This window comes from Micromonospora sp. AB353, assembly GCF_049538395.1.
Lineage (GTDB): Bacteria > Actinomycetota > Actinomycetes > Mycobacteriales > Micromonosporaceae > Micromonospora > Micromonospora aurantiaca.
The window spans coordinates 1-20,588 of the sequence record NZ_JBMVFV010000092.1; the positions used below are offsets into that span (position 1 = coordinate 1).

Consider the following 20,588-nt stretch of genomic DNA (forward strand, 5'->3'; position numbering starts at 1 on the left):
AAGTGGGGCGCTCGCGTTTCGGGAGCTTGGCGACCACCGCGTCGTACGACCCGTCGACCGCCTCGATCAGCTCGTCGTCCGGGATGCCGCCGGAGAGCCGCAGCGTGTTCCAGCCGGACCGGCCGATGTAGGGGGAGGGGCGTGCGTCGGCCGGGAACCGGTGCAGCCACTCGTCGGCCACCTCCCGGGACGCCCCGCACTTCACCCCGAGCCGGGCCTCACCGTCGGGCGAGCCGAGGAACGCGAAGATGCGGCTGCCCACCTTCACCACCTCGTCGCCCTCCCACGGCTGGTCGAGCCAGGCTCCCGGCTTGGCCAGGCAGTAGGCCAGCATCTCCTCGCGCGTCATCGCGTCCTCCCGTGCCGTCGTCCGGCACAGTCTCGCCCGCCGCTGTGACAGCCCGCGCCGCCGGTCAGTCGCCGGTGCCGGTGCGGACGGTGAGCCGCTCGTAGCGCTGCCGGGCCGCCTGGGCGCTGCCCAGCCCCAGCCCGAAGGCGATCGCCTGCCAGGTCATGCCCCGCCCGCGGGCCACCTGCAACAGGCCGGCCTCCAGCGCGTCCACCTCGGCCCGCACGTGCGGGATGAGCGTCAGCGCGGCCATCAGGTCGGCCTGGTCGACCGGCTCCTCACCCTCGTCCAGCTCGGCGCCTCCGGCGAGCGCCATCACCAGCGTGGCCGCCTCGTACGCGTCGGGCACGTCGGGGTGGGCGTAGCGCCGGCGGCGGGAGTTGGTGCCGGCGTGCCGCTCGGCGATCCGCAGCAGCGCCGCGTAGTTGCGGTGCGCCCGGGCCTGGGCAGCATCCGGAGCGGTGAACGGGTCGTTGTCCACGGTGACCATGCCGTCCATCCCACACCCAAGAATGGCCTGTTGTCAACACCCCGTTGAAAGCCCTTCGTGTAAAACACCGTGCTCTCAACGTGTGGTGAAGAATCGGCGCGTCATGCCACCACAGACGCGCCGCGGGGTGTCAGGGGTTGCCCGGAACAGCCGATTCAGGCCGGCGAGTTCCGCGCGGAGGCGGCCGGAGCGGGCCGGCGCCGCGGGGTGTGCCGCCGGTAGACGCTCACGCTCGGCTCGTCCGCGAGCCAGAACCGCCACGGCAGGTCGTGCGCGGCGGCGACCCCGACCCGCGGCCCGGCGACGATCCGCGCCGGGTCGACAGGGCTCGCCGGCGGCGTCAGTAGCAGCGGGCCGCTGCCGTCGATCGCCGAGGTGCCGTTCGCGTCGCGCCCGAGCCCGAGCGCGGTGACCAGCCGGGCCGGCCCGCGGGCCAGCTCCCGGTCGGCGGCGCGCGGCCGGCGCTCGCGGGCGATCTCGACCCCGTCGACCACCTCGCCCGCGCGCAGCAGCACCGCCGCCGCCTCGCCGTCGCGACCGCAGACGATGTTCGCGCACCAGTGCATGCCGAACACGAAGTACACGTAGACGTGCCCGGCGGGCCCGAACATGACCCTGTTGCGCGGCGTCGGCCCGCGGTGGGCGTGCGACGCCGGATCCTCGCCGGTGCCCGCGTACGCCTCGACCTCGGTGAGCCGGACGGTGACGCCGCCGGCCGACACGGTCCAGCCGAGCAGCGTTCGCGCGGTGTCGGCGATCTGCGCGGCGGGTGCGTCGAGCCAGGGGTACGTCATCGCGGCAAGGGTAGTCGCTGGGTGACGCGTGATCCGGGCCACGCCGGGGCGGGCGGCCAGCGGAATAGTTGACTCGTCAAATATGTTGTGAGGAGCGATCCCGGGCCGACCGGTCCGGACCCCACGCGAGGAGCTGGTCATGCAGTTCGGAGTCTTCACCGTCGGTGACGTCACCGTCGACCCCACGAACGGGCGGCTGCCGTCCGAGCGTGAGCGGATCAAGGCCATGACCGCCATCGCGCTCAAGGCCGAAGAGGTCGGCCTCGACGTCTTCGCCACCGGCGAGCACCACAACCCGCCCTTCGTGCCCTCGTCGCCGACCACCATGCTCGGCTGGATCGCCGCGCGTACCGAACGGCTGCTGCTGTCCACCTCGACCACGCTGATCACCACGAACGACCCGGTGAAGATCGCCGAGGACTACGCGATGCTCCAGCACCTGGCCGACGGCCGGGTGGACCTCATGATGGGCCGCGGCAACACCGGCCCGGTCTACCCGTGGTTCGGGCAGGACATCCGCAACGGCATCCCGCTGGCCATCGAGAACTACGACCTGCTGCACCGGCTGTGGCGCGAGGACGTGGTCGACTGGAAGGGCCGCTTCCGGACCCCGCTGCAGTCGTTCACCTCGACCCCGCGCCCGCTCGACGGCGTACCGCCGTTCGTCTGGCACGGCTCGATCCGCAGCCCGGAGATCGCCGAGCAGGCCGCGTACTACGGCGACGGCTTCTTCGCCAACCACATCTTCTGGCCCAAGGAGCACACCCAGCGGATGGTCGGCCTCTACCGGGAGCGGTACGCGCACTACGGCCACGGCTCGCCGGACCAGGCCATCGTCGGCCTCGGCGGGCAGGTCTTCATGCGGCGCAACTCCCAGGACGCGGTACGCGAGTTCCGTCCCTACTTCGACAACGCCCCGGTCTACGGGCACGGCCCGTCGCTGGAGGAGTTCACCCGGGAGACGCCGCTGACCGTCGGCAGCCCGCAGCAGGTCATCGACCGCACGCTGGGCTTCCGCGAGTACGTCGGCGACTACCAGCGGCAGCTGTTCCTGATCGACCACGCCGGGTTGCCGCTGAAGACGGTGCTGGAGCAGCTCGACCTGCTGGGCGAGGAGGTGGTCCCGGTGCTGCGCAAGGAGTTCGACTCGCTGCGTCCGGCGCACGTTCCCGAGGCGCCCACCCACGCGAGCCTGCTCGCCGCCCGCGACGCCGCCCCGGCCGCCGGGGAGCAGCGATGACCAGCCGTACCCTCGCTGTCGTCTCGGCCGGTCTCGGCCAGCCGTCGTCGACCCGCCTGCTCGCCGACCAGCTCGCCGCGGCCGCCCGCGACGAGCTGGCCGGCCGCGGCGCCACTGTGGAACTGCGCGTGGTCGAGCTGCGCGAGCACGCCCACGACGTGGTGAACCACCTGCTCACCGGCTTCGCCCCGGCCGCACTGCGCCGGACGCTCGACGAGGTGGCTGCTGCCGACGGGCTGATCGCGGTGACGCCGATCTTCAACGCGTCCTACAACGGGCTGTTCAAGTCGTTCTTCGACGTGGTCGACCGGGACGCGCTCGCCGGCAAGCCGGTGCTGCTCGGGGCGACCGGCGGCACCGCCCGGCACTCGCTGGCGTTGGAGCACGCGGTCCGGCCGATGTTCACGTACCTGCGGGCCGCGACGCTGCCCACTGCGGTGTTCGCCGCGCCGGAGGACTGGGCCGGCGACGACGGCGACAGCGCGCTGCGGTCCCGGATCCGCCGGGCCGGAGCCGAGCTGGCCGAGCAGGTGGACCGCCGCCCGCCCGCGACCGGTCCGGCCGACCCGTTCGCGCTCACCACCGACTTCGCCGACCTGCTCGCCGGCCGCGACCCGTCCTGACGCCGTCCTGACGCCGGGCGGATCGGCACGGAGGCGACCGCTACCGGGCGTAGCCGTCGCCGGCGAACCACATCGGAAACCGGTTATGACTGAGAGGCATAAATATGCCTCTCAGTCATAACGCTTGCAGGACATCCCTCTGGCCGGGCGGCTCGGCGGACCGGACCGGGCCGAACCAGGCCGGGCCGGAGCGGACCGGGCCGGGCCCTGCCAGCCGCGTGGCGCGTCAGTCGTCGGCCGGCTCGGGCCGGTGGGCCACGAGCACCGGGCAGTGGGAGTGCTGGACCAGCGCCTGGCTGACCGAGCCGAGCAGCAGCCCGGCGAAGCCGCCCCGGCCCCGGGAACCGACCACCACGAGCGACGCCTCGCCGCTCGCCTCGATCAGCGCGGTCTCCGGGGACGCGGCGGTGAGCGGCCGCTCCGTCACCCGCAGCCCGGGGTGCGCCGCCCGGACCTGGTCGGCCGCCTCGGCCAGCAGCCCCGCCGCCTCGGCCTGACCCGCCGTGGCCGCCTCCGCCGCGACCTGCGGCGCCACCGCGCCGTGCTCGGGCGACCGCACGTGCGCGAGCACGAGCTCCGCGTCGCGCCGGTCGGCCTCGTCCGCGGCCAGCTCGATCGCGTACGCGGCCGAGTCGGAACCGTCCACGCCGACCAGCACGGGACCGTCCACCGGGATCGGCTGCTCCTCCGGGCGGACGATCAGCACCGGGCAGTGCCCGTGCTGTGCGAGCTGTCCGCTGACCGAGCCGAGCAGCAGGCCGGCGAAGCCGCCCACGCCCCGGCTGCCCACCACGACCAGCTCGGCGCGGCGGGACTCCTCGACCATGGTGGCGCCGGGGCCGCCGGCGACCTGGCGTACCTGAACCCGCAGTCCCGGGTGCCGCTCGGCCAGGTCGGCGGCGACCGACTCCAGCATCTTCTCCGACTCCGCGGTGGGCGCCGGCACCCCCAGGTCGTACGGGTTGAGCGGCACGCCGTAGCCCATCGGGTGCAGGTAGCCGTGCACGAGCAGCAGCGGCCGGGAACGGGCGACGGCGGTCGCGGCGGCCAGGTCGGCGGCGGCCAGGCTGGACGGCGATCCGTCCACTCCCGCCACGACGGGTCGGTTCATCTGGTGCTTTCCCTCCGGTCGGCTCAGGCCATTGTGGCGGCACCGGCCCCGCCCGGGCCGGGGAACCGGCTCAGTGGCTCCGGTCGCCCCGGTGCCGGACGACGGCGAGCGGGCTGTGGCAGTGGTGCAGCACGGCGTGGCTGACCGAGCCGAGCAGCAGCGCACCGAGGCTACCGCGCCCGTGCGCGCCGACCACCGTCAGCTGCGCGCCGACGGACTCCTCGACGAGCACCCGGGACGGGGTGGCGGCGGCGACCAGCTTCGGCCGTACCGTGACCTCCGGGTAGCGCTCGGCCCAGCCGGCGATCGCCTCGGCCAGCACCCGCTGCTCGTCGGCGCGCAGCTCCTGCGGGTCGTACGCCAGCGGCACGACGTCGCCGAACGCCTCCCGGTAGGTCACCGGCTGCGGGTACAGCCAGGTGTGCACCACGACGAGTTCGGCGCCGCGCGCCGCGGCCTCGGCGAACGCGAAGCCGACCGCCTCGTTCGACAGTGCGGAACCGTCCACGCCGACCACCACCGGGCCGTCGGCGCGGGCCTCACCGCGGGCCACGAGCACCGGGCAGCCGGCGCGGGCGGAGAGCTGCACCGCGGCGGAGCCGACGAGCAGCTCGGCGAAGCCGCCCAGTCCCCGGTGACCCAGCACGAGCAGCGCGGCGTCGCGGCTCTCCCGCAGCAGCACCGCCACCGGCCCGCCGTCGACGACCGCGCCGGTCACCGCCAGCTCCGCGTCGACCTTGCGGGCCTCGTCCACCGCCTCCTCGACCAGCTTCTCGGCCTCCTGGCGCAGCTCGATGTCGGGCAGCACCGGGGCGACCATGCCCAGCGGCGTGCCGACCAGCGGCCACAGGAAGGCGTTCACCACCCGCAGCGGCCGGTGCCGCAGCACCGCCTCGCGTGCGGCCAGCCGTACCGCGTCCAGCGCGGACGGGGAGCCGTCCACGCCCACCACGACGGGGGCACCGGTTCTGTCGGTCATCACGTCCTCCTTCGGTTCCCCCTCAGCCTGCGCCGACGGCTCCGACCTGGGCAGAGTCGATCCGCCCGGCACGGCCGGGACCATCGGCCCCTACCGGCCGGGGCGGCGGCGGGGTGGAATGGAAGCCAGTGCTCCCCTCCTGTCGACCCTGGAGGCGCGATGACCCCGCTGGAGATGCTCCGCGTCCACCCCTTCCTGGCCGGGCTGCCCGACGAGTGGATGCCCCGGCTCACCGGTTACGCCCGTCCGGTGGTCTGGCATCCCGGGCACCGGCTGTTCCGCGCCGGCCAGCCGGCCGACCGGTTCTGGCTGGTCCGCGGCGGCCAGGTGGCGCTGGACTTCCCGGTGCCGGGCCGCGGCGACGTGGGCATCGAGACGATCGGGCCGGGCGGCGTGCTCGGCTGGTCCTGGTTGTTCCCGCCATACCGCTGGCAGTTCGGCGCGGTCGCCACCCAGCGCAGCACCGCCGTCGAACTCGACGCCGACGGGGTACGCCGGCTGATGGAGTCCGACGACACGCTCGGCCGTCAGCTCACCACCCGGTTCATGAGCGTGGTGGTGGACCGGCTCCAGGCGTCCCGGGTCCGGCTGCTCGACCTGTACGGCTACCCGACGGCCGCGGCCAGCTGAACCGGCGCGCGGTCAGGTGACGGTGAGATCGCGGGCGGCGAACTGTCCGCGTACCCGGGCCAGCAGGCCGGCGTCCGGCGGCTCGGTGTCGGCCAGCGGGAAGGTCAGGCCCAGCTCGGCGTACTTGTGCGCGCCGAGCCGGTGGAACGGCAGCACCTCGACGCGCTGCACGGTGGCCAGCCCGGCCGCCACGTCGGCCACCCGCTCCACCTCGTCGACCGCGTCGGTCAGGCCGGGCACCAGCACGTACCGGATCCAGATCGGCGTACCCCGGTCGGCCAGCCGTCGCGCGAAGCGCAGCGTCGGCGCGAGCCGGCCGGTGCCGGTGACCCGGCGGTACGTCTGCGGGTCGCCCGCCTTCACGTCGAGCAGCACCAGGTCGGTGGCGTCCAGCAGCGCGTCGTCGGCGCGGACGCCGAGGAAGCCGGACGTGTCCAGCGCGGTGTGCAGGCCGAGGTCGTCGTGGCAGCGGCGTAGCAGTTCCCGGGTGAACGCCGGTTGCAGCAGCGGCTCCCCGCCGCTCACGGTGACGCCGCCGCCCGCCACCTGGATGAACCGGCGGTACCGGGTGGCGAGCGTGACCATCTCGTCCACCGTGCGGCGGCGGCCGCTGCGGCCGTACCAGGTGTCCGGGCTGTGGCAGTAGCGGCAGCGCAGCGGGCAGCCGGCCAGGAAGACCACGAACCGGGTGCCCGGCCCGTCCACCCCGACCGAGGTGTCCCACGAGTGCACCGCGCCGGTGACGGCACCCGGCGCCGCCGGAGTCACCTCCGGCGGCGCGGGCGGGCGGCCGGTCACAGCGACCCGTGGAAGGTCCGCGACACCACGTCGCGCTGCTGCTCCGGCGTGAGCCGGACGAAGTTGACCGCATACCCGGAGACCCGGACGGTGAGCTGCGGGTACCGCTCCGGGTGCGCCATCGCGTCCAGCAGCGTCGCCCGGTCCAGCACGTTGACGTTGAGGTGGAACCCGCCGGCGTCGGCGTAGCCGTCGAGCACCCCGGCCAGGTTCGCGATCCGCTCGTCGCGGGTGTGACCCAGGCCGTCCGGCGTGACCGTGCCGGTCAGCGAGATGCCGTCGCGGGCCGCGTCGTACGGCAGCTTCGCCACCGACAGCGCCGACGCCACCAGGCCGTGCGTGTCCCGCCCGTTCATCGGGTTCGCCCCGGGCGCGAACGGCTCACCGGCGCGCCGCCCGTCCGGCGTGTTGCCGGTGTGCTTGCCGTACACCACGTTCGAGGTGATGGTGAGCACCGACATGGTCAGCTCGGCGTCGCGGTACGTGCGCTGCCGGCGCAGCTTCTCCGCGAACGTCTCGACCAGCCACACCGCGATCTCGTCGGCCCGGTCGTCGTCGTTGCCGTACGTCGGGAACTCGCCCTCGACGGCAAAGTCGACGGCCAGACCGGTGGCGTCGCGCAGCACCTTCACCCGGCCGTACCGGATGGCCGACAGGCTGTCCACGGCGACCGACAGCCCGGCGATGCCGGTGGCCATGAACCGGCGCACCGGGTGGTCGTGCAGCGCCATCTCCAGCCGCTCGTACGCGTACCTGTCGTGCTGGTGGTGGATCACGTTCAGCGCGTCCACGTACGTCTGCGCCAGCCAGTCCAGCGTGCGGTCGTACGCGGCCAGCACCTCGTCGTAGTCGAGCGTCTCGCCGCCCACCGGCGCGGCCGGCGGGGCGACCTGTGTGCCGGTCAGCTCGTCCCGGCCGCCGTTGATCGCGTACAGCAGCGCCTTCGCCAGGTTCGCCCGGGCGCCGAAGAACTGCATGTCCCGGCCGACCCGCATGGCCGACACGCAGCAGGCGATAGCGGTGTCGTCGTCGTACGCGGGGCGGATCAGCTCGTCGTTCTCGTACTGGATGGCGCTGGTGTCCAGCGACACCTGGGCGCAGAACCGCTTGAACCCCTCCGGCAGGCGCGGCGACCAGAGCACCGTCAGGTTCGGCTCCGGTGCCGGGCCGAGGTTGTAGAGCGTCTGGAGGTAGCGGAACGCGGTGCGGGTGACCAGCGGCCGGCCGTCCACGCCCATCCCGCCGAGCGACTCGGTGACCCAGGTCGGGTCGCCGGAGAACAGCTGGTCGTACTCGGGGGTGCGCAGGAAGCGGATGATCCGCAGCTTGATCACGAAGTCGTCGATCAGCTCCTGCGCGCCGCTCTCGTCCAGCCGCCCCTCGGCGATGTCCCGCCGCAGGTACGCGTCGACGAACCCGGCGGTGCGCCCGAGCGACATCGCGGCACCGTTCTGCTCCTTCGTGGCCGCCAGGTAGGCGAAGTACAGCCATTGGATCGCCTGCGCGCCGGTGGCGGCCGGGCGGGAGATGTCGAAGCCGTACGAGGCGGCCATCTCCCGCAGCTCACCGAGCGCGCGGATCTGCTCGGCCAGTTCCTCCCGGTCGCGGATCACGTCGTCGGTGCTGCGCCGCTCATCCAGCGCCGCCTTGAGCGCGCGGCGCTCCTCGACCAGCCGGTCCACGCCGTACAGCGCCACCCGCCGGTAGTCACCGATGATCCGCCCGCGCCCGTACGCGTCGGGCAGCCCGGTGATGATGTGCGATCGCCGCGCGGCCAGCACGTCCGTCGGGTACGCGTCGAAGACCGCGTCGTTGTGGGTGCGGCGGTACCTGGTGAAGATCTCGTGCACCAGCGGGTCCGGCTCACGCCCGTACGCGCGCAGCGCCGTCTCCACCATCCGCAGCCCGCCAGCCGGCATGATTGCCCGCCGCAGCGGCGCGTCGGTCTGCAACCCGACGATCAGCTCCCGCTCCCGGTCGATGTAGCCCGGTGCGTGCGAGGTGATGGTCGACGGGGTGGCCGCGTCGACGTCGTACACGCCGCGCCGCCGCTCCTCCGGAAACATCTCCCGCAGCCGGTCCCACACGGCGAGCGTGCGCGGCGTCGGCCCGGCGAGGAACGACGCGTCCCCGGTGTACGGCTCGTGGTTGTGGCGGACGAAGTCGGCCACGTCGATCGTCTCCTGCCACGCTCCGGCGTGGAATCCGCGCCAGGGGGCCAGGGGTTCGGTGGCGGTCATGTCGGTCCCTCTCCGGGCGTCGGCGGTGGCCCGGTCCCCGCGGGTGCGGGGACCGGGGCGGGGGTCAGGGCTGGAGCACGAGCCGGGCGGCGACCCGGCCGGCGAGGACGTCGTCCACCGCGTCGTTGATGTCGTCCAGCTTGCGGATCTCGTAGACGACCCGGGTACGGCCGGCGGCGTGCAGCGCGAAGACCTCGGCCAGGTCGGCGCGGGTGCCGACGATCGAGCCGAGCACCGTGATGCCCTTGAGCACCGTCTCGAAGACGGGCAGGGTGATCGCGTTGTCGGCGGGCAGCGACACCAGCACCAGCCGGCCGCCGCGCCGCAGCGAACGGTGCGCCTGCTCGATCACGCGGGGGCTCGCGGCCAGCACGATCGCCACGTCCACGCCGCCCAGCGCGGTGATCCGCTCGACCGGGTCGGTGGTGGCGGCGTCGACCGTGTGCGCGGCGCCCAGCGAGGTGGCCAGTTCCAGCTTCTCGGCGGTCACGTCCACCGCGATCGTCTCGGCGCCGAAGATCTGCGCGTACTGCTGGGCGAGGTGACCCAGGCCGCCGATGCCGAAGATCGCCACCCGCTCGCCCGGCCGTACCCCGGCGACCTTGACGGCCTTGTACGTGGTGACGCCCGCGCAGGTCAGGGGCGCGGCCTCGAACGGGTCCACGCCGTCCGGCACGCGGACCGCGTAGCGGGCCGAGGCGACCGCGTACTCGGCGTGCGCGCCGTCGATGCTGTAGCCGGTGTTGCGCTGCGACTCGCACAGCGTCTCCCAGCCGGTCACGCAGTACGCGCAGGTGCCGCAGGCCCAGCCCAGCCAGGGCAGCGCGACGCGGTCGCCGACGGCGTGCTCGGTGACGCCGGGGCCGACCTGCTCGACCAGGCCGACGCCCTCGTGTCCGGGGACGAACGGCGGGGCAGGCTTCACCGGCCACTCGCCGCGGGCGGCGTGGATGTCGGTGTGGCAGAGTCCGCTGGCTTCGATGCGGACCAGGATCTCGCCCGGGCCGACCTCCGGCACGGGACGCTCGGTGATCTCCATCGGACGGTCGAACGCGGTGACGACACTGGCGCGCATCGGGGGCCTCCCTCGGTCTCGTTCTCACCCTCAGCGTCGTCCGTCCGGGCGCTGCCGGGCAGGGGCGCAGGACCGCGGTGACCCGGGACCAACGGCCCGTCCGAGGCCGGAACGGCGGTACGGCCGCCGGCGACGTACCGGCGGCCGTACCCCTGGGGTGCTCAGCGGTCGACGACCAGGCGGCGGGCCCGCAGCAGGCGCGCCCACCAGGGCCTGTGGTCCAGGCGCAGCCGGGGCGCCGGCACGCCGCGCAGGCTGACCCATCCGCCCGGCCCCATGGTGACGGTGCCGACCGACGGCGGGCGGCGCCGCGACCACAGCGCCACGGCGGCGGTGAGCGCGGCGACCGCGAACGCGCCGGTGGCGGCGGCGACCAACTGGTCCGGTTCGACCACGCGGCGGTAGCGGACCCGGCCGCCGGCCGCGACGAACACGCCGACCGGGCGGCCGTCGCGGTTCACCGGCACCAGCGCGGCGTCCCCGGGCAGCTCCAGCACCGGGCCGACCGGCCCAGTCGGCGTCGCGGCCGGGGTGGGGACCGGCGTCGCGGCCGGTGGCGGCGCGGGCCGGGGGAGCGGCGTGACAGCCGGTCCGGTCGGGTTGAAGATGGCGGTCATGGTGCTGCCCTCCTAGCGGGAGTCGGACTTCTCGGTGCGGGCCTCGACAGCGGCCCGGCCGGCGGCCAGCCGCGCCACCGGCACCCGGTACGGCGAGCAGGAGACGTAGTCGAGTCCGGCTTCGGCGAAGAACCCGATCGAGTCCGGGTCGCCGCCGTGCTCACCGCAGACGCCGACGGTCAGGTCCGGCCGGGCCGCCCGTCCCTCGGCGACGGCGAGGCGGACCAGCCGGCCCACGCCGGTGGCGTCGATGCTCTCGAACGGCGACACCGGGAAGATCCCCCGTTCCAGGTACGTGGAGAAGAACGCCCCCTCCACGTCGTCCCGGGAGAACGCCCAGGTCATCTGCGTCAGGTCGTTGGTGCCGAAAGAGAAGAAGTGCGCCTCGGCGGCGATGTCCCCGGCGGTCAGCGCCGCCCGGGGCGTCTCGATCATGGTGCCGACCGGGATGTCCGGTGCGTCAGGCACCTTGGCCAGCACCCGCCGTGCCTCGTCCGCCACCGCGGCGAGTTCCCGCACGTCACCGACGAGCGGCACCATGATCTCCGGGCGCGGGTCAGCGCCGGCCCGGACCCGCTGCGCGGCCGCCTCGGCCAGCGCCCGCACCTGCATCGCGAACAGGCCCGGCACCACCAGTCCGAGCCGTACGCCGCGCAGCCCCAGCATCGGGTTCGTCTCGTGCATCCGGCGCACCGCCGTCAGCAGCACGCCGTCGTGGCCCGGTTCCTCGCCGCGCGCCTGCGCGCCCGCGACCCGGGCGGTCAGCTCGGCGAGCGGAGGCAGGAACTCGTGCAGCGGCGGGTCGAGCAGCCGGACGGTGACCGGCAGTCCGTCCATCGCGGTGAGCAGCCCGAGGAAGTCGGCCCGCTGCAACGGCAGCAGCTCGTCCAGCGCCGCGCCGACCTCGGCCGGGCCGTCGGCCAGGATCAGCCGCTCGACCAGTTCCCGGCGCTCGCCGAGGAACATGTGCTCGGTGCGGCACAGCCCGATCCCGGCGGCGCCCAGCTCGCGGGCCCGGCGGGCGTCGTCCGGGGTGTCCGCGTTGGCGCGGACGCCGAGCGTGCGCACCGCGTCGGCGTGGCCGAGCAGCCGGTGTACGGCGGCGACCAGCGGGTCCGCCTCCGGCCGCAGCTCACCGGTCAGGTACCGGGCCACCGGGGACGGCTGCACCGGCACCTCGCCGAGCCAGATCCGCCCGCTGGTGCCGTCGATCGAGATCAGATCGCCGGCCCGCACCACCTGCTCGCCCACCGTGAACTCGCCGCGCTCGACGTCGATGCCCAGCGCCTCGGCGCCGCACACGCAGGTCCGGCCCATGCCCCGGGCCACCACGGCGGCGTGCGAGGTCTTCCCGCCTCGCGAGGTGAGCACCCCGGCCGCGGCGATCATGCCGGGCAGGTCGTCCGGGTTGGTCTCCGGCCGGACCAGGATCACCGGCCCGTCGGCCGCCGCGGCGGCGGCCGAGTCGAACACCACCCGCCCGACCGCGGCGCCGGGCGAGGCGCCGACGCCGACCGCGAGGGGCTCGGGCGCGCCGGCCGTGTCGAAGGCCGGGAACATCAGCTGGGCGAGCTGCGCCCCGCTGACCCGGGTGAGCGCCTCGTCGGCGGTGATCAGGCCCTCCTCGGCCAGTTGCGCGGCGATCACGAACGCCGCCGCCGCGGTGCGCTTGCCGACCCGGGTCTGGAGCATCCACAGCCGGCCGCGCTCGATGGTGAACTCGACGTCGCACAGGTCGCGGTAGTGCCGCTCCAGCGTCGCCATGATCTCCCGCAGCCGGTGGAAGCTCGCCGGGTCCAGCCGCTCCAGCTCGGTCAGCGGCACCGTGTTGCGGATGCCCGCCACCACGTCCTCGCCCTGCGCGTCGGTCAGGTAGTCGCCGTACACGCCGGGAGCGCCGGTGGCCGGGTCGCGGGTGAACGCCACACCGGTGCCGGAGTCCGGGCCGAGGTTGCCGAACACCATCGCCATCACGTTGACGGCGGTGCCCAGGTCGTCCGGGATGCGCTCCTGCCGCCGGTAGATCCGGGCCCGCTCCGAGTGCCAGGACTCGAACACCGCGCGCACGGCCAGGAACAGCTGCTCGTGCGGGGCCTGCGGGAAGTCGTGCCCGACGTGCCGGACGAAGATCTTCTTGTACGTCTCGACCAGGTCGCGCAACTGCCCGGCGCCCGGCCCGTCCGGGCCGGCGGTGGCCCGCAGCGCGGCCAGCTCGTGCTCGAACTCGTCGGCCGGGATGCCGTGCACGGTCCGGCCGAACATCTGGATCAGCCGCCGGTACGAGTCCCAGGCGAACCGCTCGTCACCGGTGCGGGCGGCCAGCCCGGTCACCGTGGTGTCGTTGAGCCCGATGTCGAGGATCGTCTCCATCATCCCCGGCATCGAGTACCGCCCGCCGGAACGCACCGCCAGCAGCAGCGGGTCACGCGGGTCGCCCAGCCACCGGTCCAGCCGCGCCTCCACCTCCCGCAGGTGCGCGTTGATCTCCTCGTACAGGCCGTCCGGCGGCGCACCGGTGGCCAGGTACGCCCGGCACGCGTCGGTGGTGACGGTGAACCCGGGCGGCACCGGCAACCCGAGCCGGGTCATCTCGGCGAGGTTCGCGCCCTTGCCGCCGAGCAGGTCGGCGCGGCTGCGATCACCCTCGATGAAGTCGTAGACGTACTTCGACATGGTCCGGCCTCCTCGGCTGCGTCGTTCCACCTCCTTGGTAGCCGGGCCGGGCGGCGGCGCGGCAGGGCCGGACGGGACACACACCGGGCCGGAGGTCCCGAGAGTGTCGGTGGGTGCCCGTATCGTTCCGACCGTGACCAACGAGGTGCTGCTCCGCCCGGTGCGCGACGACGACCTGCCCGCCTTCTTCGCCCACGAGCAGGATCCGCAGGCGAACTGGATGGCCGCGTTCGGCCCGAAGGACCCGTCCGACCGGGCCGCGTTCGACGCGCACTGGGCACGCATCCGCGCCGACGAGCGGATCGTCAACCGCGCCGTCACCGTCGACGGCCGGTTGGTCGGGCGGGTCGCCGCGTTCCCGGTCGGCGAGCAGACCGAGGTCAGCTACTGGATCGACGCGGCGCACTGGGGGCGCGGCCACGCCACCGCCGCGCTGCGCGCGCTGCTGCGCGAGGTGCCGCACCGGCCGCTGCACGCCCGCGCCGCGAAGGACAACGCCGCCTCGCTCGCGGTGCTGCGCAAGTGCGGCTTCGTCGTGGTCGGCGAGGACTCCGGGTACGCCCCGTCGCGCGGCACCGAGGTCGAGGAGTACGTGCTGGAGCTGCCCGCCGAGGGGTCTGACCAGGCAGACCGCTAGTCTCCCCGGGTGAACTGGCTGGAACTCGTCGGCTGGGCCGGCTCCGCGCTGCTGGTCTGGTCCCTGCTGCAGACCCGGATCCTGCGGCTGCGCGCGCTCAACCTCGTCGGCTGCCTCATCCTGATCGGCTACAACACCGCGGTGCAGGTCTGGCCGATGGTGGGCCTGAACGTGGTGCTCGCCGTGATCAACGTCTGGTACCTGCGCAAGCTGCTGGCCACCCGGCACGACGAGCAGACCTACCAGGTGGTCGAGGTGGGCACCGGCGACGCGTTCCTGGCGCACACGCTGCGGGTGCACGCCGCCGACATCGCCCGGTTCAACCCCGGCTTCCACTGGGACCCGGCCGCCGCCGACCGCTCGGCGTTCCTTGTCGTACGCGCCGACGAGGTGGTCGGCGTGATGCTCTCGCACGCCGAACCGGGCGGCGTGGCCCAGGTCGACCTGGACTACGTGACCCCGCCGTTCCGCGACTTCACCCCGGGGGAGTTCGTCTACCGGCGCAGCCGGCTGTTCACCGACCGGGGCTTCCGCCGGGTGGTCAGCCCGCCCGGCATGATCGCCCCCTACTACCACCGGCTCGGGTTCCGCCCCGAGGGCGGCGCGTACGTGCTCGACCTGCCGGTCCCCGCCACGAGCGGGTGAACCGGGCGCCCGCCGCCCGACGCTCAGTGATCGCACAGGATTCAGGCGCGGGCCCGCGGGGCAACAGAGGGGCCACGCCGACCGGATCCACCGGCCGGCGAGTCGGCCATCGGCCGACCCGGATCGGGCCGAGGGAGATAACCGGTCGTGCAGAGCTACTGGAGCCAGCTTGCCCTGGTCGGTGTGCTGGTGATCCTCAACGCGGTGTTCGCCGGCAGCGAGATGGCCCTGGTCTCCCTGCGCGACAGCCAGGTGCAGCGGCTGGAGCGCAGCAGCCGCGGCGGACGGACCCTGGCCCGGCTCGCGAAGGATCCGAACCGGTTCCTGGCCACGATCCAGATCGGCATCACGCTCGCCGGGTTCCTGGCCTCCGCCGCCGCCGCGGTGTCGCTGGCCCGGCCGCTCGTCCCGCTGCTGGGCGTCTTCGGCAACGCCGCCGAGACCGTCGCCATCGTCGCTGTCACGCTGGTGCTCACGTTCGTCACGCTCGTCTTCGGTGAGCTGGCCCCGAAGCGGATCGCCATGCAGTCGGCCGAGCGGTGGGCGCTGCTGGTGGCCCGTCCGCTGGACGTGCTGTCCAGCATCACCCGGCCCGCCGTCTGGCTGCTGGGTGCCACCACCGACCTGGTGGTACGCCTGTTCGGCCTGGACCCGAAGGCCGAGCCGGACGAGATCGGCCCGGACGAACTGCGCGACATCGTGGCCGGCAACCACGGCTTCACCAAGGAACAGCGCACGATCATCGCCGGCGCGGTGGAGATCGCCGACCGGCAGTTGCGGGCGGTGCTCGTACCCCGGTTGCAGGTCTTCACGCTCGACAGCGGCACCACCGCGGAGGCCGCGCGGCTCGTCCTGGCGGCGACCGGCCACTCCCGGGCGCCGGTGGTCCGCCACGGCGGCCTGGACGAGGCGGTGGGCGTGATCCACCTGCGGGACCTGGTCGGCGTCTCCGACGACCGGCCGGTCGACGAGATCGCCCGCCCGCCGATGCTGCTGCCCGACTCGCTGCCGGTGGTCGACGCGCTGCGCCAGTTCAAGGCCGAGCGCCAGCACATCGCCCTGGTGGTCGACGAGCGCGGCGCGGTCGACGGGATCGTGACGCTGGAGGACATCCTGGAGGAGATCGTCGGCGAGATCTACGACGAGACCGACCGGGATCTGCGTGCCGTGCGCACCGAGGCCGACGGCACGCTGGTGCTGCCCGGCACGTTCCCGGTGCACGACCTGACCGACCTCGGCGTGGAGCTGCCGAACCGGCCGGCCGGCGACTACACCACTGTCGCCGGGCTGGTGCTGATCTGCCTCGGGCACATCCCGACGGTGGCGGGGGAGCAGGTCACCGTGGACGGCTGGGAGCTGTCCGTGGCCGGCGTCGACCAGCGGGCCATCACCGAGGTGCACGTGCGCCGTCACCGCCGCGGCGAGCAGTCGGCGGACGACGACGCGGCGACCGGCAGCCCGGACGACGACGCGGCCGACCCGGCCGACGCCCCCGAACTCGACGACGCCCGCCGCTGACCGGCGCCCGGTCTCCCGGTGCCCGGCTCAGCGGTGCCCGGCTCAGCGGTGTCCGGCGGGCGGGCCGAACGGGAAACCGGGCACCGGCGGAAGCAGCTGCACCGCGTCGGCGGGCAGCTGACGGGTGCTCCGCCCGACCAGCCGGGCCACCACCCGCAGCAGCCACGGCCCGGACGGGTGCAGCTCGGGGCCGATCAGCCGGCTGATCACCCGGGTCCACCAGTGCCCGGCGACGATCACGTCGGTGATCCGCAGCCGGTCCGGCGGCCACCCGCCGCGCACCACCACGTCCACCACCCGGCCCAGCCGCCGCCCGTGCAGGTCGTACGCGGTGCGGCCGAGCAGCTCACCCGCTCGCACGGCCGGAACCCGGAATGCGCTCGATCAGGTGGCGGCGCAGCCACGCCTCCACCGGTGACGGCGGCAGGTCCGCCGACGGGCAGCGCAGCCGCACCGCGCTGTCCACGCGGGCGACCTGCGACAGCGGTACGCGCAACGGCGGCACCGGCGGGTCGTCGGTGAACCGGTCCGCCACCGCCACCAGCAGCCGCCCGACCCGCCCGCCGATCCGCTGCCCGAGCGCGCCCTGCCCGGTGAGCAGGCAGTCCACGTACGGGTAGCCCTCGTCGTCGACGGCGAACGCGATGTCGTCGACCCGCCCGACCAGCCGTCCGTCCACGTCGACGATCTGCCGGTCGAGCAGCCGCTTGGCGAGCTGAACCCTCATGGCCCCATCCCCGTCATGATCGCCAGTGGGATCGCCGCCACCGAGGCCGCGACGATGAGCAGCAGGAACACCGCGCCGAGCAGGTTCATCCACCGCCCGTTGACCCGGTCGCCGAGGTAACCGCGGTCGTTGGCGACCACCAGGATCGGCAGGTACGTCAGCGGCAGCACCACAGCGCTCAGCACCAGCATGTACTCGGTCAGCCGTACCGGGTCCACAGTCGTCATCAGCATCACCACACCGAGCAGCAGGCCGACGAGCAGCACGCTGTGGAACCGGGCCGCCTCCCGGGGGCGGACCCGCTTGCCCCACTGCCACCCGAAGTACTGCGCCGCCGCGTACGCCGCGGACAGCCCGGTTTCCAGCGCCGCCCCGAACGTCACCGCGAAGAACGCCAGCACCGCGGCGGCCAGGCCGGCGCCGCCGAGCGCCGTCGCCACCGGCCGCGCCACCTCGTCGAGCGTACTGAGCGACGCCTCGGACGGGTGGTAGGCCACCGTCGCCACGGCGACCAGCGACAACGCCAGGAACCCGCCCACCGGGAAACCGATCAGCACGTTCGAGCGGGCCCGCGCCAGGTCCGCCGCACCCCACCGCTCCTCCACGCCGCCGGAGGAGAAGAAGAACACCTCGTACGGGCTCACCGTCGAGGCGAACAGCGCCACCGCCACGAACCAGTACAACGGCCAGCCGTGCCCCGACGCGCTGATCTGCCACGCGCCCTGCCCGAGTTGCGGCCAGTCGGTCGGCAGCGCCACCAGCGCGACCGCGAAGACGAGCAGCGCCAGCCCGGCCAGGCCGAAGATCCGCTCCATCAGCTCGAACCGCAACCGCCACAGCACCAGCCAGACCGCCAGCGCGGCGAGCGGCACCCAGAACAGGTGGCTCAGCCGGGTCGCCAGTTGCAGCGCCAGCGCCACCCCACCCAGCTCGGCGGCGAGCGTGACCACCGTGACCAGCCACGACGCGACCAGGTTGAGCAGCGCCACGCGCGGCCCGAGCCGCTCCCGGACCAGGTCGAACACCGCCCGTCCGCTCACCGCCGCGATCCGGCCGGCCATTTCCGCGTACGCGCAGATGCCGACCACGCCGACCAGCAGCACCCAGGTGTGGGCCATGCCGAACAGCGCGCCGGCCTGACTGGCCGCCACCAGGTCACCGATGTCGACGAAGCCGCCGACGGCCGACAGCACGCCGAGCGTGGCGGCGAACAGCTTCCTCACGTCGGGCCGGGAGCGGACGTCCTCACCGAGGCGACGATATCGCCGTCAGTGCCCGGTTTCGGGCGAATGGGTCAGGAGGCGGTCAGGTTCTGCAGTCGCACCTGGCCGCGCGCCACCAGCCGGCTGTCGGCGTCGGTGATCTCCACGAGCCACAACTGCTGGCTGCGACCCCGGTGCACCGGCGTGCCGACGGCGGTCAGCTCGCCGTCGCGCACCGCGCGCAGGAAGTCGGTCTGGTTCGACACCCCGACCACGTTGCCCTTCTCGCCCAGCCAGAGCGCGCCCCCGATGCTGGCCGCCGTCTCCACCACCGAGCAGTAGACCCCGCCGTGCTGGATCCCGTACGGCTGGTGCAGCTCCGGGCGCACCTTCCAGCGGATCACCACCCGGTCCCCGCTGACCTCGTCGAACGTCAGGCCCAGTAGGGCCACGAAGCCACCGGTCAGGTTCGGCATGTCCACCGCGGTTCCTCCTCGCGTTCGACGGGCGCCGCCAGCCTAGTCGCCGCCACGTCGGCAAACCCGGTACGGGCCGGGCCCGGTGATGGGGGAGAATCGGTGACCGTGACCGACAGCAACCTCCCGCAGGGGCGGGACTCCCTGACCGACGACCTGCTGTGGCGGGGCCTGATCCAGGACTCGACCGGCCTCGACGAACTGCGCGAGCTGCTCGACGGCGGGAGCACCACCTTCTACGTGGGCTTCGACCCCACCGCGCCGAGCCTGCACATCGGCAACCTGATGCAGGTCGTCATGGCCCGCCGGCTCCAGCAGGCCGGGCACCGTCCGCTGCTGCTCGTCGGTGGTGCCACCGGGCAGATCGGCGACCCGAAGGAGAGCGCGGAGCGGACGCTGAACCCGCCCGAGGTGATCGCCGGCTGGGTCGAGCGCATCCGCGAGCAGCTCTCGCCGTTCGTCACGTACACCGGGGAGAACGCGGCGCAACTCGTCAACAACCTGGACTGGACCGGCGAGATGTCGGTGGTCGAGTTCCTCCGGGACGTCGGCAAGCACTTCCCCGTGAACAAGATGCTCGCCCGCGAGGTGGTCAAGGCACGGCTGGAGACGGGCATCAGCTACACCGAGTTCAGCTACCAGCTCCTCCAGGCCAACGACTACTTCGAGCTGCACCGCCGGCACGGCTGCCGGCTCCAGTACGGCGGCTCCGACCAGTGGGGCAACATCACCGCCGGGGTGGACTACATCCGGCGGCGCGGCGCCGGGCCGGTGGAGGCGTTCACCACGCCGCTGGTCACCAAGGCCGACGGTACGAAGTTCGGCAAGAGCGAGACCGGCACGGTCTGGCTCGACCCGCAGATGACCAGCCCGTACGCGTTCTACCAGTTCTGGGTCAACGCCGACGACCGCGACGTCAGCCGCTACCTGCGGTACTTCAGCTTCCGCTCCCGTGAGGAGCTGGAGGAGCTGGAGAAGGCGACAGCGGAACGCCCGCAGGCGCGCCTGGCCCAGCGGGCGCTCGCCGAGGAGCTGACCACGCTGGTGCACGGCGAGCGGGAGATGGCGCAGGCGGTCGCGGCGAGTCAGGCGCTGTTCGGGCGCGGCTCGCTCGACGAGTTGGCCCCGGAGACGCTGCGCGCGGCGCTGACCGAGGCCGGGCTGGTGCACCTCGACGAGCTGCCGGACGTGGCCGGTCTGCTCAAGGAGTCGGGCCTGGTGCCGAGCATGAAGGAGGCCCGGCGGGTCATCGCCGAGGGCGGCGCGTACGTCAACAACACGCGCATCTCCGAGGTGGACGCCACCGTGTCGGCTGACGACCTGCTGCACGGCCGCTACCTCGTACTGCGCCGGGGCAAGCGCTCGTTCGCGGGCGTCGAGCTGCGCGGATAGCCGCCTGTCGACTGTGTGACGCGGGACGCGCCCAGCGGATTTGACGATCACTCCGCTGGGCGCGTAACTTTCTCTCTGCCAGCGCGGAACGGACGAAACAGGGCGAAAGACCTGGAAGGCCGGAGCGCAGGACCTGAGAACCGGGTGGTGCCCCGGATTCGCCGGGAGGCGGATTTGGCGAGGCGGAACCGACCGGGTAAGGTTGTCGGCCGGTAGGGAAACGGACGAGCCAGCGGGAAACCGCGGGCGGCCGTCCTGCCGAATTCCTCGGAAACGACCGGCGGAAGTCGGTGGAATCGGGGTGCCCGGTTAAAGGGTGATGCACGACAAACCGGTTGACACCGGTTTGACACGGCAGAAACCACCGGGTAG

21 protein-coding genes are annotated in these 20,588 nt (G+C 73.5%); 7 read left to right on the plus strand and 14 right to left on the minus strand.

Annotated elements, in window-relative coordinates; genetic code table 11:
* From ACPCK6_RS25955 to ACPCK6_RS25965, 3 genes are all read right to left on the minus strand, one after another.
* The coding region (locus ACPCK6_RS25955) for an MmcQ/YjbR family DNA-binding protein (RefSeq protein ID WP_423482487.1) at window positions 1-349 on the minus strand (349 nt) is incomplete at its 3' end.
* A gap of 64 nt (window positions 350-413) precedes the next feature.
* Window positions 414-839 carry a hypothetical protein gene (locus ACPCK6_RS25960; protein WP_013285554.1) on the minus strand — a complete coding sequence of 142 codons (426 nt, stop codon included), beginning with the start codon at window positions 837-839 and terminating at the stop codon, window positions 414-416.
* Window positions 840-994: 155 nt separating this feature from the next.
* A complete protein-coding gene (locus ACPCK6_RS25965) occupies window positions 995-1,633 on the minus strand; it encodes a DNA-3-methyladenine glycosylase (protein ID WP_423482488.1) in 639 nt (212 codons plus the stop codon).
* A gap of 139 nt (window positions 1,634-1,772) precedes the next feature.
* Here ACPCK6_RS25965 and ACPCK6_RS25970 point away from each other — a divergent pair, with 139 nt between their 5' ends.
* Window positions 1,773-2,873: an LLM class flavin-dependent oxidoreductase gene (locus ACPCK6_RS25970; protein ID WP_396880434.1), complete on the plus strand. Its 1,101-nt coding sequence runs from the start codon at window positions 1,773-1,775 to the stop codon at window positions 2,871-2,873.
* A complete protein-coding gene (locus ACPCK6_RS25975; protein WP_013285557.1) occupies window positions 2,870-3,496 on the plus strand; it encodes a CE1759 family FMN reductase in 627 nt (208 codons plus the stop codon). Before ACPCK6_RS25970 ends, ACPCK6_RS25975 begins: the two co-directional genes overlap by 4 nt.
* Before the next feature lie 226 nt (window positions 3,497-3,722).
* On the opposite strand, the gene ACPCK6_RS25980 is transcribed toward ACPCK6_RS25975, so the two are convergent.
* Together ACPCK6_RS25980 and ACPCK6_RS25985 are read right to left on the minus strand one after the other, a co-directional pair.
* Window positions 3,723-4,607: a universal stress protein gene (locus ACPCK6_RS25980; RefSeq protein ID WP_423482489.1), complete on the minus strand. Its 885-nt coding sequence runs from the start codon at window positions 4,605-4,607 to the stop codon at window positions 3,723-3,725.
* Between the two features lie 70 nt (window positions 4,608-4,677).
* Window positions 4,678-5,586: a universal stress protein gene (locus ACPCK6_RS25985; protein WP_396880432.1), complete on the minus strand. Its 909-nt coding sequence runs from the start codon at window positions 5,584-5,586 to the stop codon at window positions 4,678-4,680.
* Between the two features lie 159 nt (window positions 5,587-5,745).
* On the opposite strand from ACPCK6_RS25985, the gene ACPCK6_RS25990 reads away from it, so the two are divergent.
* Window positions 5,746-6,216 carry a cyclic nucleotide-binding domain-containing protein gene (locus ACPCK6_RS25990; protein ID WP_396880431.1) on the plus strand — a complete coding sequence of 157 codons (471 nt, stop codon included), beginning with the start codon at window positions 5,746-5,748 and terminating at the stop codon, window positions 6,214-6,216.
* Window positions 6,217-6,228: 12 nt separating this feature from the next.
* On the opposite strand, the gene pflA is transcribed toward ACPCK6_RS25990, so the two are convergent.
* The 5 genes from pflA to ppdK all read right to left on the minus strand — a co-directional run bounded on the left by pflA (window position 6,229) and on the right by ppdK (window position 13,619).
* The gene (gene pflA / locus ACPCK6_RS25995) at window positions 6,229-7,014 is read right to left on the minus strand and encodes a pyruvate formate-lyase-activating protein (RefSeq protein WP_396880430.1); all 786 of its coding nucleotides are present in this window, start codon (window positions 7,012-7,014) and stop codon (window positions 6,229-6,231) included.
* A complete protein-coding gene (gene pflB / locus ACPCK6_RS26000; RefSeq protein ID WP_423482490.1) occupies window positions 7,011-9,254 on the minus strand; it encodes a formate C-acetyltransferase in 2,244 nt (747 codons plus the stop codon). Before pflB ends, pflA begins: the two co-directional genes overlap by 4 nt.
* A gap of 64 nt (window positions 9,255-9,318) precedes the next feature.
* A complete protein-coding gene (gene adhP / locus ACPCK6_RS26005; RefSeq protein WP_396880428.1) occupies window positions 9,319-10,329 on the minus strand; it encodes an alcohol dehydrogenase AdhP in 1,011 nt (336 codons plus the stop codon).
* Window positions 10,330-10,490: 161 nt separating this feature from the next.
* A complete protein-coding gene (locus tag ACPCK6_RS26010; RefSeq protein ID WP_423482491.1) occupies window positions 10,491-10,946 on the minus strand; it encodes a hypothetical protein in 456 nt (151 codons plus the stop codon).
* Window positions 10,947-10,958: 12 nt separating this feature from the next.
* Complete coding sequence (gene ppdK, locus ACPCK6_RS26015) at window positions 10,959-13,619, minus strand: pyruvate, phosphate dikinase (RefSeq protein WP_423482492.1); 2,661 nt, start codon at window positions 13,617-13,619, stop codon at window positions 10,959-10,961.
* Window positions 13,620-13,752: 133 nt separating this feature from the next.
* Here ppdK and ACPCK6_RS26020 point away from each other — a divergent pair, with 133 nt between their 5' ends.
* The 3 genes from ACPCK6_RS26020 (at window position 13,753) to ACPCK6_RS26030 (ending at window position 16,419) form a co-directional block, all read left to right on the plus strand.
* Entirely contained in the window at window positions 13,753-14,256 is a 504-nt protein-coding gene (locus tag ACPCK6_RS26020) for a GNAT family N-acetyltransferase (RefSeq protein ID WP_135239467.1), read from the plus strand.
* A 9-nt stretch (window positions 14,257-14,265) separates the two neighbouring features.
* Window positions 14,266-14,901: a hypothetical protein gene (locus ACPCK6_RS26025; protein WP_396880424.1), complete on the plus strand. Its 636-nt coding sequence runs from the start codon at window positions 14,266-14,268 to the stop codon at window positions 14,899-14,901.
* A gap of 147 nt (window positions 14,902-15,048) precedes the next feature.
* On the plus strand, window positions 15,049-16,419 hold the full coding sequence (locus ACPCK6_RS26030) for a hemolysin family protein (RefSeq protein ID WP_396880423.1): 1,371 nt from the start codon (window positions 15,049-15,051) through the stop codon (window positions 16,417-16,419).
* A gap of 42 nt (window positions 16,420-16,461) precedes the next feature.
* Here ACPCK6_RS26030 and ACPCK6_RS26035 read toward each other — a convergent pair whose 3' ends face one another.
* The 4 genes from ACPCK6_RS26035 to ACPCK6_RS26050 all read right to left on the minus strand — a co-directional run bounded on the left by ACPCK6_RS26035 (window position 16,462) and on the right by ACPCK6_RS26050 (window position 18,824).
* Entirely contained in the window at window positions 16,462-16,779 is a 318-nt protein-coding gene (locus tag ACPCK6_RS26035) for a PRC-barrel domain containing protein (RefSeq protein WP_262015684.1), read from the minus strand.
* On the minus strand, window positions 16,766-17,146 hold the full coding sequence (locus tag ACPCK6_RS26040; RefSeq protein ID WP_396880422.1) for a hypothetical protein: 381 nt from the start codon (window positions 17,144-17,146) through the stop codon (window positions 16,766-16,768). Before ACPCK6_RS26040 ends, ACPCK6_RS26035 begins: the two co-directional genes overlap by 14 nt.
* Window positions 17,143-18,369: an NRAMP family divalent metal transporter gene (locus tag ACPCK6_RS26045; RefSeq protein ID WP_396880421.1), complete on the minus strand. Its 1,227-nt coding sequence runs from the start codon at window positions 18,367-18,369 to the stop codon at window positions 17,143-17,145. Before ACPCK6_RS26045 ends, ACPCK6_RS26040 begins: the two co-directional genes overlap by 4 nt.
* Before the next feature lie 71 nt (window positions 18,370-18,440).
* The gene (locus tag ACPCK6_RS26050) at window positions 18,441-18,824 is read right to left on the minus strand and encodes a PaaI family thioesterase (RefSeq protein WP_396880767.1); all 384 of its coding nucleotides are present in this window, start codon (window positions 18,822-18,824) and stop codon (window positions 18,441-18,443) included.
* A 108-nt stretch (window positions 18,825-18,932) separates the two neighbouring features.
* Between ACPCK6_RS26050 and tyrS the strand changes: the two genes are divergently transcribed.
* A complete protein-coding gene (gene tyrS, locus ACPCK6_RS26055) occupies window positions 18,933-20,216 on the plus strand; it encodes a tyrosine--tRNA ligase (protein ID WP_262015738.1) in 1,284 nt (427 codons plus the stop codon).
* Window positions 20,217-20,588 lie beyond the last annotated feature (372 nt).